Consider the following 14,739-nt stretch of genomic DNA (forward strand, 5'->3'; position numbering starts at 1 on the left):
GGTGCGCCTTCCGCTATGCCAGGCAAAGAACTACGCTTGCATATCAGCTCCATGTCGGAGTCGCCAGTAAACGGAGCAGAAAGCGGAGTTCATGTTGAAGTTAATCATTGCAGAACGGGATGAGGCAGTCGCCGGAAGTGAAGGAAAAAGTGGAAGTTCGGAGCGGACATCTTCGGTTCGGTGGGCGCTCGCCGCCCTTTCGCTGTCCATGTTGCTGTCCTCGCTCGGCACCAGCATCGCCAATGTGGGCTTGCCGACCCTGGCACAGTCGTTCAACGCCTCCTTCGAGGAAGTCCAGTGGGTCGTCCTCGCGTATCTCCTCGCCATCACCACCCTGATCGTCAGCGTCGGACGGCTCGGTGACATCACCGGCCGGAAGCGGCTGCTGCTGGCCGGCATCTTCCTGTTCACGGTGGCCTCGGTCCTGTGCGGCATCGCGCCCACGCTCTGGCTGCTGATTGCCGCCCGGGCGGCACAGGGCCTCGGAGCAGCCGTCATGATGGCCCTCACCATGGCGTTTATCGGTGAGACGGTTACCAAGGCAAAGACCGGTAGTGCCATGGGCCTGCTCGGAACCATGTCCGCGATGGGCACCGCGCTCGGTCCATCGCTTGGTGGCATTCTGATCGCCGGACTCGGCTGGCAGGCCATCTTCCTCGTCAATGTACCGTTGGGTATCCTGACTTTTCTTCTCGCGCATCACTACCTGCCCGCTGATCGCCGGGGGCCGAGGACTGACGGCGCCGGTTTCGACCCTATGGGCACGCTGCTGCTGGCCCTGACGCTCGCGGCTTATGCACTCGCCATGACCATTCGTCATCATGACGGGCGCGGCAGTTTCGGTCCGCTCAACATGGCGCTGCTGTTGGCGGCTGTCTTCGGAGTCGGCCTCTTCGTACGCGCCGAGGCGAGAGCCGCATCCCCTTTGATCCGCTTGGCGATGTTCCGCGATCCAGGCTTAAGTGCAAGCCTCGCCATGAGCGCGCTCGTCTCGACGGTGATGATGGCAACGCTGGTGGTCGGGCCGTTCTATCTCTCCCGCGCGCTCGGGCTCAACGCGGCGCTTGTCGGGCTCGTCTTGTCGGTCGGTCCGTTTGCCGCCGCGCTGACCGGTGTGCCGGCCGGACGCATGGCAGACCGTTTTGGCGCACAACGCATGACCATCGTTGGGCTCATCGCCATAACGGCCGGCTCCTTCGCGCTATCCATGGTGCCGGCGACGCTCGGCATCCCCGGCTACATCGCCCCCATCGTCGTCATCACCGTCGGCTATGCGCTGTTCATGACGGCCAACAACACCGCCGTCATGACCGATATCCGTCCGGACCAGCGAGGCGTCATTTCCGGCATGCTCAGCCTGTCGCGCAATCTCGGGCTCATCACCGGTGCATCCGTGATGGGCGCTGTGTTCGCGCTCGCATCGGCGACGACCGACATCACAACGGCGCATCCCGAGGCTGTTGCCACCGGCATGCGGATCACGTTCGCAGTCGCGGCGATTTTGATCGCCGTCGCGCTCGCCATCGCGGTTGGAACTTACCGCCGCACATGGCGCAATCGGGCGCTTGCTCCTGGAGCAGCGTTGCAGGCGAACCAGAGAGATTCGGGATGACCTTGCGGCGCTTGAAGGCTTTTCTGATCAAGGTCCAGGCCAGTTTCATTGCAGGAGTCTATAACGCACGATCGCTCAAGCCAACTTGCGTGTAGATGTCGTTCACATGTTGCTTCACATGTTCTGGCGTCGTGTCATTTTCAGGCGCATGACGCCATCCGAGCGCATCGCGCGCGTAAGACCCCAGTTCTTCGTCGGTGTCACCAGTAGAGCCGCTGATGCCATACGCACCCACCAATTCGTCTCCGATAAAGACTGGTGCCGACCCACCAGAGGCGAATACTTGACCGTTGGTGAAGACGGATGCGTTGACCAGCATTTGTGGGTTTCGCTCTTTGAACCATTTTTGAATCACTCGTCCGTCAGCAAAACGTGGACTCATGGATCTAAATGCGGCAACAGTGAACGCCTTTGCTCGCGCAGCATCTGGCGTGATAAACCCTGCCTTGTCCATGCGTTCGAGTGCGATCAGGTTCCCTTCAGGACCGACAATTGCAACAGATACATCTACTCCAAGTTCGGCTGCGCGCTCCGAGACAATTTGCATAAACCTTCGGCATTCGGAAATCAATAGTTTGGCCATGTGGGAGTTTGCTTTACTTCAATATGAAAATATCTATCGGGCGGTTGGCATCACTAAACTTATGGCAAAGAAATGCAAACGTACTAAACGGGATGCAAACCCTTTTTTCGAAGAATCTTCCTGGACTCGTTGGTATGCAGAAAATCAATCAGCGCTTGTAAACCTTGCTTGTGCGTCGATCTGGAAAACATAGTTGCGCTGTAAGTCATGGTTTTTTCAAACTCCGGTGGAAGGTCAAGAACCTGAACTCCCGGTATCGGCAGCAGCTCACCAATTTGTTGAATCCCTATGGCTGCATCGCCCCTGGCGACAATCGAGGCGACCGGTTCACCCGGAGCAGGTGCAATTCGTTTTGCAAGGATGGGTTCTGCGACTCCGTATCGTTCGAGCACCTTCACAAAGTGGATACCGCTGGAGCCTGCGCTATATGAGATCGTTGGCAGATCCAACAGGACGTCAATCAGTTTCTTCGCAGTACTAATATCAGGTCTGGGGGTGCGCAACGCAAAGGCAGCACCACTACGTGACGTTGCAAAATTCGATCGTGATTGACTGGTTAATGTGTTTGATTCGATAAGCCGGTCCGACAACTCTTCTGGACCTATAAAGATGTCTGCTTCCAGGCCAGTCATCTCCCTTTGAGACAAGATTGATGCGCCGACATAGGTGATGTTTACGGTCAAGCCGGTTTCACTCAAGAATCGCGGGATGATTTCGATGAGCGCTTCCTTGGCCGACAGCGTGCTGAGAACTACCAACGCCCCAGGAGGACCGGCTCGAAACCCGGTCTCGCTTTTTCCTTTTTGACTACCCACTTTGAGTCTTGCCTTCCGCATGTCCATTGAAAAAGGCGAACGCCAACCTTAGGGCGCGGCGTACGACTGGCGAGCCGGTAAAAGCCGATCAGCCAAGTCCGGTATAAACGCCTCAAACAACCATTGGCGTCAGCGCTCCATCCATCGTGACCAGTGCGCCCGTAACATAGCTTGCGCAGTCAGACGCCAGAAAGAGTGCCGTATTTGCGATTTCTTCAGGATGCGCATATCGTCCCAACGGGATGCGCGCTTCATTGGCCTTGAGCAGGTCCTCTTGGGACTTTCCTGTGAGACGAGATTCCGCTTCCAGAGACATCTGGACCCGGTCTGTGTAAGTGGCACCAGGATTGATGGCGTTGACACGGATCCCGTGACTACCCCACGCATTGGCAAGCCCTGCAGATACGAGCATGAGCGCTGCATTAGCAGCTCCGCCGGGCAGATGCACGGCGCTGGCGACCTTGCCGCCCGTGCCAATGATGTTGACGATGGCGCCCTTCTTTCGACTGACCATCGACTTCATTACAGCATCCATGGCGTGGATGTAAGTGAAATATTTTGCATCCATTGCTGCGCGCCAGGCCTGTGCGTTGAGCTCTGCGGGGATGACTCGCTTTGCACCTCCTGCAGAATTGATCAGCACGTCAACGGGACCGAGGATTGTTTCAATTTCCGCCACGGCTGCGAGCGCACTTTGGGGGTCTGCGAGGTCGGCGACAACTGGACGCACCTGGACGCCATTTTTTGCCAGCGTGGCGACAGCTGCCGCCAGGTTTTCTTCACTGCGCGAAACAATAGCGACACGTGCGCCTTCAAGGCCGAAGGCACGCGCGCACGCGAGTCCTATGCCTTTGCTTCCACCGGTGATGACGACTATTTTGTCGCGAAGATTCAGTTCCATGGATTACCTTTTCTTTATTCCGGACAGAAGCTCACTCTGCCTTGATATTTGCATCTTTGACGACTTTTCCCCAGCGCGCAAGGTCGGCGCGAAGCACACTCGCCATTTGCTCCGGAGAACTCGAGCTCACTTCAACGCCCTGCTTGGCGAATATGGCTTGCACATCAGGCATGGCCAAGACTCGCCGGATTGCGGCGTTTGCCTTATCCACAATTGGCTTGGGTGTGTTGGCCGGCATCACGAAGCCTGACCAGATGTCGACCGAGAACCCAGGTATGGTTTCTGCGACAGTTGGCACGTTAGGCAGCGTCGCATACCGCTTGATACCAGTTCCCGCCAAAAGGCGTAGCTTTCCAGACTCAATGTGCGGGAGCAGTGAATTGGCTTGACCAATGAATATGGGTACGAGTCCACCGAGAACGTCAGGTAGTGCTGCCTGCGCGCCTTTGTAGGGCACATGGACAATGTCCAGACCCGCCATGCTCTTCAACAACTCCGTAGAGAAGTTCTGTGGCGACCCCATCCCTGCTGATGCATAGGTCAGGCGACCCGGTTGCGCCTTGGCCATGGCAACCAGCTCTTGAACGTTCTTGACTTGGAGCGATTGGTGAACGACAAGCAGGTTTTGCACTGAGATGGCAAGACCCAGGGGAGTGAAGCTTTTCACAGGGTCATACGATAACTTCTGCAGCAGCGGCGAAAAGACGAGAACGCTGTTGGGAGCGACCAGCCAGGTGTATCCATCGGCCGGGGCATGCGCAACCGCCTGCGCGCCTATGGCTCCACCCGCACCGGCGAGGTTCTCAACAACGACCGGTTGACCCCACATCTCCTGCAGCTTTTGCCCGACCGTTCGCGCAAGCAAGTCAGGGCTACCACCCGGCGTAAACGGGACAACGATCTTGATGACCTTGTTGGGAAAGGCCCCCTGAGCGCTCGCATGGCCAGCAATCACACCGGAGGCGACCATCGCGGCGATCGCAAGAAATTTCGAAATTTTCATGTCTTTAATGCGCGTGGGGTTAATGGGATTAGACCGACGCAGCGCGTTCGACCTCGGGGTTGTGAACAGCAATGGGGGTCCCCTTGAGATACGCCAATATTTGTCGGAATGCGTTTCCGTAGGCGAACTCGTGGTTATCCTTCTCGACGTAACCAATGTGCGGCGTACATATTGCATTCGGAAGCGTCAAAAGAGGGTCGTTCGCGCCAAACACGGGCTCCTTCTCGAAGACATCGATAGCGGCCATGCCTGGACGCCCATTCTTGAGCGCGGTAGCCAGGACACCCGGGGCAATGAGCTCAGCGCGACTGGTGTTCACAAGCAGCGCGGTGGGCTTCATCTGCGCGAGGTCTTCTGCTGTGACGCTCCCCCTTGTCTCGGCATTCAGCCGGACATGCAACGAGAGAACGTCGGCGCGCTGGAAGAAATCGGTTCGGCTGGATGCCACTTGCAGGCCGTCATCTTTCGCTGACTGGAGGCTGCCGCCCCGACCCCAGACCAGGACCTTCATTTCAAAAGCCGCCGCGTATCGCGCAAGGACCTTGCCAATACGTCCGTATCCAAGGATGCCGAGCGTTCGCCCCCTGAGGCCCAGTCCAATTGTCGATTGCCATTGACCGTTCTTGAGGGCCTCCACCTCAAAGGGTATATGACGCATCGCCGCGATCATCAAGCCCCAGGTCAGCTCCGCAGCCGCGTAAGACGGCTTGTCTGTCAGCGTCGCACTCACCAGCACGCCATGGCGAGTGCAGGCTTTCAGATCGATGTGCGGAACATGCCCGTTTTGGCTGATGATCTTTAGCTTGGGGAGGCGCTGGAGCAGTTCTTCCCCAACGACTGTTCTCTCCCTTAGCAATACGAGAGCTTCAGTGTCCCGCAGGCGTTGCGCCAGCGTTTCTACATCGCCGACGTAATCCGTGTAGACAGTTACTTCGTAACCATTCAACAGCTGGAATGCGTCAAGTTTGCGAACGGTATCCGCATAGTCGTCGAGTACGGCGATTTTCATGGCTGCGGCTTTCAAGCGTTACTGGGCAGGTCAGCCACAGGCATGCCTTCATCGATAAGGCGGCATTTGCGCTCTTCGGCAGCATGCTTTTTGAGGGCCAGCTCGAGAACTTCACGCGCTCTTTCCCGTGGAACGAAGCACACACCTGTTTCGTCCGCCAGAACGATGTCTCCTGGTGAAACGCGGATGCCGTCGATGTTGATATCACCGTTGATTTCCACGGTCTCGATACGCCATTTGCCGGTCACCGGGGTCACTTCGGTAGCCCAGACCGGGTAGTCGACGCTTCTGGAGTGCGCAACGTCACGGATGCCACCGCTGACGATTGCGCCGACTTCCCCTTGGCGCTTGCCGGTCTGCGCGGAGATGCCTCCCATGTTGGAAACACCCGCGACGCCATCGATCACCACCACGTCGCCCGGCAGGGCCAGGTTATGCGCCTCGAACTCTGCCATTTTGTTGACTTTCGCACGGGCCGCTTCATAGGGGTGTTGACGCAACGCGATGTTTCGGACGGTCAGGGCGGGGCCAACCATTCGGGCGCCTTTGATGGTCGGTGCGAACCTGGTGGCCGGGGCAACGCCAGTGATGCCAAGTTCATCCATGATGTCGGAGAGGATGCCGCTGGCATCACCCAGAGAACGGAAGCCCTCAATCAGGTCGGCTTCAGGTCTCGGAACCTCCATCAGGCGGATTCGGTCGGCGGCAATTTTTCCAGTGAGTTTTTTTGTAGTCATAGGGTTTCCATCATGTTGAGCTAACGTTTTGATGGTCATGTGTGGCTGCTTTAGATGATGCAGGCCTCGATAATAGGTATGCCGCACCCGACCGTCCAATGCATAATTGGACGCATCATGATTCAAAATTGGTATTGATATGGATCTACGTCAACTCGCGTGCTTTGTGGCCGTCGCCGAGGAGCTCAATTTCAGCCGCGCCGCCCTTCGGATGCACATCTCTCAGCCGCCGCTGAGCCGTCAGATTGCACGTCTCGAATCTGAACTGAACGTGCGGCTATTGGATCGCTCGCCTCAGGCAGTGACGCTTACGGCAGGTGGTCTCGGCCTGCTGCCAGAAGCCAGGCGAATTCTTCGGCTAGCTGCTGCTGCACCGGAGACTGCCAGGCGTGCCGCGCGAGGTGAAACCGGCACCCTGAAAATTGGATTTGTTGGCTCAACAATTTACACCTCCGTCCCGGCGCTGGTCGGGCGGTTTCGCCAGCTTTACCCGGGGGTCGATGTCACGTTGCTACAGCTGACCGTTGCCAAGCAGGTAGATATGCTGCTGTCAGGCGACCTTGATGTTGGGTTTATTCGCCAGTCCATCAGCAACCCTCACCTGAGAACACTGAGTCTGTTCAAAGAGCCCTTCATAGCAGCGCTGCCTGCTTACCATCCGCTTTCTGCCAAACCAACCGTAAATCTGCGAGAACTCGAGAATGAGAACTTCGTGTCATTCAACCGGCATGAAGCGCCCGCCATCTACGAGCACCTCATGCGCATGTGTGAGGTTGCCGGGTTCACGCCACGAATCGCCCTCGAGGCGCATCCCATGTCTACTGTCATTGGCCTGGTTGCCTCCGGCGCGGGAGTCTCCATCGTCCCCCAATCGATGCACAGACTGCACATCCTGAACGTGGCGTACCGAAAACTCACAGGAACCCGCGCGAGCAGCGAATTCTTTCTTGCGTGGCGCCGTGGCGACGAGTCTTCTATCTTGAAGAATTTCCTGGACGTGGAGCGCACCAATCCTATCAAAGTCGAAAAGCTAACACCTTCAAACCTGGGGCAACCCCGCTGAGATCCCCGCTTCGATGGCCATCGAAGAATCAATACCAAAATTGAATTGTGATCCTCCCCAATATGCATTGGACGGACTAAAGACAAAATCCTAGACTGGCCGCTCCAAACACCAATGGAGCACCGAAGTCAATGGAAACCCTGCAGCAAGCGCCCACCAGCAAGGCCATCAGCACAAGCGAAGCTGCCACGCGCGTCAATCTCGCGGCCCTCTACCGGCTCGCCGTAAAGTATGGCTGGGAGAGCCACATCTTCAATCACATCGCGGCACGCGTACCTGGTGAAGAATGCTTTCTCGTCAAGCCCCATTCACTACTGTTCACAGAAGTCCGGGCATCGAATCTTTTGAAGTTGCGCCTTGACGGATCACCGATGGACGAGTCATCCGATGTGAACGCTGCCGGTTTCACAATTCACACCGCCGTACTTAACTCCCGACCGGATATCAATTACACCCTGCACGTGCATACCAATGCGGGGGTCGCGATGTCTGCACAAAAACAAGTACTGCTTCCCTTCTACCAGCGGTCGATGGTCTTTTACAACCGTGTTTCATATCACGACTTTGAGGGTATTGCCAATGATATTGATGAAGCAACTCGTGTCTCAAGAGATTTGGGACCGCGAAACAAGACACTGATCATGAGAAACCACGGTCTTCTTACTGCAGGGGAAACTGCATCGGAGTCATTAACGCTAATGCGCTATCTGGTTGAATCGTGCGAAATTCAAATGATGCTCCAGCAAGGTGGCAGTGAAATCAACATACCGTCCCACGAAGTCTGCGAGCACACAGCGCAGCAGTATGAACGCATTCAGCGAAAGGTTGAGAAAGAGGAGTGGGCTGCCTATTTGCGAGCCGCCGACGCCCTCGACCCATCCTACAGGGTCTAACGGGCTATGGATACGAGCCGTTCTACTGTTCTCGCATGTCTCTGTGCTGTGGGAGCCATTGCATTTTCCGCTGCATCACCAGCTCAGTCATTCCCGAACAAACCCATCCGGATCATCGTTCCGTATGCGCCAGGCGGTATCGTCGATATCGTCGCACGCGCGGTCAGTTCCAGATTAGCCGATAAAACGCGACAAGCTGTCGTCGTTGACAACCGACCGGGCGCAGCCGGCGCCGTCGCCATGGATCTGGTCAAACAGGCGCCGGCGGACGGCTACACGCTAGTACTGGCAGATCCAGCGCTGGTCATCAACCCAGTCATCCAGCCCAAGTTGTCGTATCGAGTCGCGCGAGATCTGCAGCCAGTCTCGGCGTTTGCCACTACTGGCCTCATTCTTGCGGTCCATCCCTCTGTTCCTGCCAGCGACGTCGCCGGGCTGATCCGGTACTCTAAGCAAAGCTCCTCTGGTCTGAACTTTTCATCTCCAGGCATCGGAACCGTACCGCACATGGCGGGCGAACTTTTTAACGTCCGGAGCGGAATCAGCTCGGTGCATGTTCCATACAAAGGCGGTAGCGCGGCAATTGCTGATGTTCTGAGCGGTCAGATTCAGATGGTGTTCTTCACGCCATCTGTGATCCTCCCCTTCATTCAGCAGCGACGTGTCAGAGGACTTGCCTACACCGGATCGCGCCGGTCGCTGGTAGCACCTGAACTGCCTACGATGGCGGAAGCAGGTGTTTCGGATTTCGAGGCGAACGTGTGGCTGATTTTTGCTGCGGGAGCAAAGACGCCCCAACCAGTCATCGAGCAGCTGAGTCGATTCCTGTCAGAGATTGCTCGCCAGGAGGACGTACGAGCCATACTGGCCAAATCAGATATCCAGCTCATCGGAGGCTCCCCGGAAGAAGCCACACGCATGATTGAGGCAGACGAAAAGCGCTGGCATGCCATTGTGAAGTCAAACAACATCAAACCAGAATGAAAAAAGTCAAAGCGGTGCTTCCAACCCAATTTCGGAAGGAACTTGAGGGCAACTTACCGGACTGGTTGGAGCCAAATTGGTTTTCGTCGCGCGATGAGGGGCTTTTAGCTTGCCGGGATTCTGAAATCGGGTGGCTGGATTTGCCAAGCAGAGCCGATATGTCGGAGCTTATCCAGGCGGCAACTTCACTGCGTTGGTTTAACACCCAGTACGCCGGGTTGGACCAGCTTCCTGTACAGACGCTCCAGACCAGAAATGTCATCGTAACAAATGGCGCCGGACTCAATGCCATCACGATCTCCGAGTACGTGGTGATGGGAATGCTCACCATCGCAAAGGGATACCGCGACGTGGTACATGCTCAAGAACGTCACGAATGGCTCACGAAGGCACCTGGCGTGGTTGAGCTTGCAGGCACCCGCGCATTGGTTATCGGCTATGGCGCGATTGGCCAATTGGTTGCGAAAAAGCTCTCGGCACTAGATGTCGACGTTTCAGTGGTTCGCAGGTCTAGTGGTGGAGAGGGGGCGGATATCCTTGGCCCCCACGAATGGCGCGAGCGCCTTGGGGAGTTCGACTGGGTCATCCTCGCGGTTCCTTCAACGCCCGAAACTTTAAAAATGATCGGTGCGGACGAGTTGGCCTCGATGAAACCAACAGCGGTACTCATCAACGTCGCCAGAGGAAATGTCATCGATCAGGAGGCTCTTGTTATCGCCTTGCGGGAAGGTGTCCTGGGCGGAGCATTCCTGGACGTGACCACGCCCGAGCCTCTGCCCCCAACGCATGAACTTTGGACACTCAAGAATGCCCACGTGTCCATGCACCTTTCGGGGCGCTCTCAAAACCGTATGGCCGATCGGGTCTCTCGACGCTTCCTCGACAACTTACGCCGATATGCGGATGGCACAAGATTGCAGAATGTTGTGGACCTGGTAAGAGGGTACTAAGCGAGATAGGTCAGGTTTGCCTATCGTACAGGGAGCAGTCCAAGAGTCGCTGCAGCGAGACCGCTCAGGTACCTGCCAACGCGCGCCCGATCTTCTCGATCCCGGCTTGTCCACAGGCAGCATCCTTGTCCCCGCCTGGCGCGCCAGAAATGCCAACAGCACCGACCAGGTCGCGACCCGCCAGAACAGGCATCCCACCTTCTGCCAACGTCATGTTCTCGAGTTGAAGAATACTGGCGCCGGCGGGATTCGTTAGAACACGCTTTCCATACTCGCCAGACGGCTGTCGAGAAACAAACGCAGTATGGGCCTTGCGCAAGCTGTGTTCAATGGTATGCAGGGCAGCTCCGTCATCGTGCAAAACCACCGCAGTTCTGCCGGCACCGTCAAGAACGGTAACAGTCACCCGAAAACCATCTTTGCGACAGTACTCGAGTGCTGCAGTTGCCAGCTCCTGAGCTGCATTCAGTGACAGCGTTCGCGTACCTATCAGGGTTTGTGAATGGGCAGACAGTGCAGAGACAGCGGCCAGGGCCGTGATCGCAATTTTTAGTAGTTTCATGGGTCTCCTTTCAGTGGGTTTAATTCGGCTATTCAAACGATCTCAGGCTGCTCCCGAGGTCTCCTCAAGTCCTTGCGTGAAACGCAAAATCTGATCCAGAGTGTTTGATCCGGTCTGATTCGGGGGTAACACATCCCACAACTCCGAATTCGGCATGAGCTCGTGGATCGTCCATGCCGATGACGCGGTGTGGTCATGATCCTTTCCCGACATGACCAGCGCAGGAACATTGATGCCCGTCAGCTGATCCGCAGTCGCACCTGAAGGCATGCAATCGGGGAAAAGTGCGTCCCTGGTGCGTTCGATGATTTCGACATAGTGGTCAACGTCCTGCCGGATAAATGACGCCGAAAAATCAGAATCTCTGGAAAGAGGGGCAGCCCATGGGCCGCTCTCGGGATCAGCCCAGAAATTTCCCTGCTCCGCTGCGCGTTTTGGCACCGCCGAAAGACCTTCAGAAAGCACAAAGTCGATGTGCCTGTTCATCAACGCATGGCCACGCTTCATCCATCGGTAGCCGCCGACAGGCCAATGCAGGAGCAATCCCTTGCAAACACCCGGATATTGCGCCGCGAACGCACCGACAAGTGATGCGCCCATACAGCCACCCATCACATATGCCGACTTGACACCGGCGAAATCGAGTAACCCCTTCGCCTCTTCAACATACAGATCCCAAGTAAGGGGCTCAACACGCCCACCGGACAGCCCCGCTTCGCGTCGGTCGTAGGCGATGAGAGTGAAATACCTGGCAAGAGTTTCCAGTCCGTCCATTTCCTTCCAGGCATTTCGACCTTCCTGCGCAGTCCACTTCCCTATGACGGAGTTGAAACCGCCAGGCGCGAAGAGGAGCAAGGGTGGCCCATTGCCTTTAATCAGGTAGTTGACTTTGATTCCATTGATCGTTGTAAAAGGCATGTCTAATCCTATTGACTACTCAAACGCAAACGCAAACGCAAACTCAAACTGGCTCCAAACCCCTGGTCCGCAGTACGGCGAGCGCAGCGTCGGAGCAAAGGAATCGGAGAAAGGCCTGTGCAAGGCCTGATTGTTTTGTCTTTGAAAACTCAGTGCCCCCGTACATCAGGGCGTGCTGAAACTCTGGAGGAAGACCAAGCACGTGGATGCCGCGAACAGGCAACAATTCACTGAGCTGTTGAATTCCCACTTCGGCCGCTCCGCGCGCAACAACATCTCCCACAAGTTCACCGGTACCAGGCGTTACGCGCTTGGCGGCAACTGCGTCTGCAATGCCGTATCGCCCCAGGGCTTTCTCGAAATGAATCCCACTCACCCCGGCGCTGTAGCAAACCGACCGGGCCGCCCGCAATAACCTGACAAATTTTTCGCCAGAACTGATGTCAGGCTTGGGAGAATCAACCGAAACACCCATGCCGCTGCTGGAGCGAGCAAAGTTTGTTCGACCGCTCTGCATCAATACGCCTCTTGATGCCAGTTGCTCAGAGAACTCTTCAGGACCAATGAACAGATCCGCTTCGGTACCACTGAACAGCTGCCTGGAGAGGACGGATCCTCCTCCATAGCTAATCTCGACCGTGTATCCAGTGTCTTCTTCGAACTTTGGGACGAGTTCGATAAGCGCTTCCCTGACAGACAAGGTGCTGATGACCGTCAAGTTGTGACCAGTCTCAGTTGAAACTTCAGTCGAAAGAGCCGGCTGGGTTTGCGTCATAAGTTGTCACTCCGCAACTTTTGGCGCATAAACAGCCCGATCATATTGATGGCCGATAACAGGCTCGGGCGCATCAACGACATAATTCGAAAGCGTTCCGACACCTTCAATATACATTTCGATCTGGTCACCAGCTTTCAGCCACAAGGGTGGTACTCGTGCAGCACCGACCCCCGATGGAGTACCCGTCGCAATAATGTCGCCTGGTTGGAGCCCCACCGTGTGAGACACAAGAGAAATCAGCATGGGTACGTCAAAAACCAGGTCAGTGGTCGTTGAGTCCTGCACAGTCACACCGTTGACGCGCGTACCAATGCGCAGGCCCTCCGCACCAGCCGGCAGTTCGTCTGCCGTAACCAGCTCAGGGCCTAACGCACCGCTTTTCGGAAAGTTTTTACCGAGCGATACGTTGTTGTAACGACCCTGGAAGTCGCGCACCGATCCTTCGTTCATGATCGTGTATCCCGCGACATAATTCAACGCGTCTTCGATGGACACATATCGGCCTTCGCGACCGATAACTACCGCGAGCTCAACCTCGTAGTCCAACTCAACTGAGTTCGCCGGGCGCTCCAACGCCTGCTGGTGGGCGGAGAACGCAGACAACGTCTTGATGAAGCAACTGGGCTCTTTTGGAAACGGCCGCCCCCTCTCCCGGATGTGTTCCGCATAGTTGCTGCCTACACAGGTGATGCAGGTTGGTTCATTCAGGCGCAGGTACGTGACGGACTCAGGATCCACGAACGCAGCCTCTGGCGCCGCGTCAACGGCATGTTTCGCCGCCGTCAGGCCCTTCTCGCCAAGCGCCAGAAGTTCCGTCAATCCACCATTCCAGCCCATGGCAGTCAACGACAGATCTACGTACTGGTTTCCCTTCCGCACGACAACGAAGCGTCGACCATGTTTTGCGACGTATGCAAGTTTCATTTTTTACCTCAAAGTTTCAGCACAAGCATCAGCGAAGTACACGCACTCACTCTGCCCGTATTCCTGATTTTTTCAGCCAGGGAATCCAGAAGTCGAAATCACGATCCAACTTCGCCTTGAATCCAACGTCATCCCGTGGACTGACATAGCCGATGTTGGCCAATTGCTTTGAAACATCAGCTTGTTTGACAACCTCGTCAAAGGCCTTCACGAGCCTTTGCTTCACCTCAGGAGCAAGGCCTTTGGGAGCCATGACGCCAACCCACGTCGTCATTTGCAAATCTGGCATGCCTTGCTCAGCTGAGGTAGGTACGTTTGGCAGCAGCGGAGAGCGTTTTGTGTCGAAGATGGCGAGTCCCTGGAGGCGACCATCCTTCACATAGGGCTGAAGTAGTGTGACGTCAGCATTGACAATATCAACATTTCCAGCGAGCAGGTCCATAAGGGCTGGAGCCGCGCCCCGGTATGGAATGTTGGTCATGGAAACCTGCGCAGCACGCGTGAATATTTCCGCGCCGAGGTGCATTGTGCCGGCCACACCATTTGAACCATAGCTGAGTTTTCCGTCCTTGGCTTTCGCTGCGAGCTCTCGCAAATTGTTCACTCGAAGCGAGGGACGCGCTGCAAGCATGGTCTGGGCCTCCCCAAAGTAATAAATCGGCTCAAGATCTTTTCGGGGGTCATAAGGGAGATTTGACATCGAACCTGCCGTGAGTACGTAGCTGAACGTCGTAATTAGCAATGTCTCGCCATCTGCCGGCGCCTTGGCAACAAAGTTGGATGCAATGGTTCCACCTGCACCACCGCGATAATCCACAATGACCGGCTTCCCAAGAGCTGCGCTAAGGCCCGGCAGCACGGTCCGGGCAATCCGATCCTGGGGGCCACCGGCCGTAGCCGAAGCGATGAGCTTGATCGTATCGCCGGCGTTCGCACTAAAGCTGACCAGGGCGACAAGCCACGCCAAGACTCCCGTCAATAGAAAATTGTTTTTCAATGTTGGCTCC

At 56.2% G+C, this 14,739-nt stretch carries 16 protein-coding genes; 5 read left to right on the forward strand and 11 right to left on the reverse strand.

From position 1 onward, the window contains the following. The first annotated feature begins 91 nt into the window (after positions 1-91). A complete protein-coding gene (locus AC1DS5_RS19170; protein ID WP_477719845.1) occupies positions 92-1,612 on the forward strand; it encodes an MFS transporter in 1,521 nt (506 codons plus the stop codon). A gap of 58 nt (positions 1,613-1,670) precedes the next feature. Here the strand turns inward: AC1DS5_RS19170 and AC1DS5_RS19175 are convergent, their stop codons facing one another. From AC1DS5_RS19175 to AC1DS5_RS19200, 6 genes are all read right to left on the reverse strand, one after another. Next, positions 1,671-2,195, reverse strand: coding sequence for a GlcG/HbpS family heme-binding protein (locus tag AC1DS5_RS19175; protein WP_477719846.1), 525 nt, complete (start codon positions 2,193-2,195; stop codon positions 1,671-1,673). Between the two features lie 83 nt (positions 2,196-2,278). Further along, complete coding sequence (locus tag AC1DS5_RS19180; protein WP_477719847.1) at positions 2,279-3,010, reverse strand: substrate-binding domain-containing protein; 732 nt, start codon at positions 3,008-3,010, stop codon at positions 2,279-2,281. A gap of 112 nt (positions 3,011-3,122) precedes the next feature. Beyond that, positions 3,123-3,911, reverse strand: coding sequence for an SDR family oxidoreductase (locus AC1DS5_RS19185; RefSeq protein ID WP_477719848.1), 789 nt, complete (start codon positions 3,909-3,911; stop codon positions 3,123-3,125). 31 nt (positions 3,912-3,942) lie between these two features. Beyond that, the gene (locus AC1DS5_RS19190; protein ID WP_477719849.1) at positions 3,943-4,914 is read right to left on the reverse strand and encodes a Bug family tripartite tricarboxylate transporter substrate binding protein; all 972 of its coding nucleotides are present in this window, start codon (positions 4,912-4,914) and stop codon (positions 3,943-3,945) included. Positions 4,915-4,942: 28 nt separating this feature from the next. Then, entirely contained in the window at positions 4,943-5,923 is a 981-nt protein-coding gene (locus tag AC1DS5_RS19195; protein WP_477719850.1) for a D-2-hydroxyacid dehydrogenase family protein, read from the reverse strand. Between the two features lie 11 nt (positions 5,924-5,934). Continuing rightward, a complete protein-coding gene (locus AC1DS5_RS19200; protein WP_477719851.1) occupies positions 5,935-6,699 on the reverse strand; it encodes an RraA family protein in 765 nt (254 codons plus the stop codon). Positions 6,700-6,799: 100 nt separating this feature from the next. Between AC1DS5_RS19200 and AC1DS5_RS19205 the strand changes: the two genes are divergently transcribed. The 4 genes from AC1DS5_RS19205 to AC1DS5_RS19220 all read left to right on the forward strand — a co-directional run bounded on the left by AC1DS5_RS19205 (position 6,800) and on the right by AC1DS5_RS19220 (position 10,550). Further along, on the forward strand, positions 6,800-7,723 hold the full coding sequence (locus AC1DS5_RS19205; protein ID WP_477719852.1) for a LysR family transcriptional regulator: 924 nt from the start codon (positions 6,800-6,802) through the stop codon (positions 7,721-7,723). Positions 7,724-7,854: 131 nt separating this feature from the next. After that, positions 7,855-8,616, forward strand: a complete 762-nt coding sequence (locus tag AC1DS5_RS19210) for a class II aldolase/adducin family protein (protein WP_477719853.1) — start codon at positions 7,855-7,857, stop codon at positions 8,614-8,616. Positions 8,617-8,622: 6 nt separating this feature from the next. Next, entirely contained in the window at positions 8,623-9,600 is a 978-nt protein-coding gene (locus AC1DS5_RS19215; protein WP_477719854.1) for a Bug family tripartite tricarboxylate transporter substrate binding protein, read from the forward strand. After that, complete coding sequence (locus tag AC1DS5_RS19220) at positions 9,597-10,550, forward strand: D-2-hydroxyacid dehydrogenase (RefSeq protein ID WP_477719855.1); 954 nt, start codon at positions 9,597-9,599, stop codon at positions 10,548-10,550. The genes AC1DS5_RS19215 and AC1DS5_RS19220 overlap by 4 nt, the downstream gene beginning before the upstream one ends. A 64-nt stretch (positions 10,551-10,614) precedes the next feature. Here AC1DS5_RS19220 and AC1DS5_RS19225 read toward each other — a convergent pair whose 3' ends face one another. Genes AC1DS5_RS19225 through AC1DS5_RS19245 form a run of 5 tightly spaced genes read right to left on the reverse strand, consistent with a single transcriptional unit; the run spans position 10,615 to position 14,729 of the window. Continuing rightward, on the reverse strand, positions 10,615-11,112 hold the full coding sequence (locus AC1DS5_RS19225) for a GlcG/HbpS family heme-binding protein (RefSeq protein ID WP_477719856.1): 498 nt from the start codon (positions 11,110-11,112) through the stop codon (positions 10,615-10,617). A gap of 42 nt (positions 11,113-11,154) precedes the next feature. Then, positions 11,155-12,030 (reverse strand): alpha/beta fold hydrolase, encoded by an 876-nt coding sequence (locus tag AC1DS5_RS19230; protein WP_477719857.1) that lies wholly within the window; start codon positions 12,028-12,030, stop codon positions 11,155-11,157. A 43-nt stretch (positions 12,031-12,073) separates the two neighbouring features. Next, on the reverse strand, positions 12,074-12,805 hold the full coding sequence (locus AC1DS5_RS19235; protein WP_477719858.1) for a molybdate ABC transporter substrate-binding protein: 732 nt from the start codon (positions 12,803-12,805) through the stop codon (positions 12,074-12,076). A gap of 6 nt (positions 12,806-12,811) precedes the next feature. Then, positions 12,812-13,732, reverse strand: a complete 921-nt coding sequence (locus AC1DS5_RS19240; protein WP_477719859.1) for a fumarylacetoacetate hydrolase family protein — start codon at positions 13,730-13,732, stop codon at positions 12,812-12,814. 46 nt (positions 13,733-13,778) lie between these two features. Further along, positions 13,779-14,729, reverse strand: a complete 951-nt coding sequence (locus tag AC1DS5_RS19245) for a Bug family tripartite tricarboxylate transporter substrate binding protein (protein ID WP_477719860.1) — start codon at positions 14,727-14,729, stop codon at positions 13,779-13,781. Between the last annotated feature and the right edge of the window lie 10 nt (positions 14,730-14,739).

This window comes from Polaromonas sp. P4_H1, assembly GCF_056400945.1.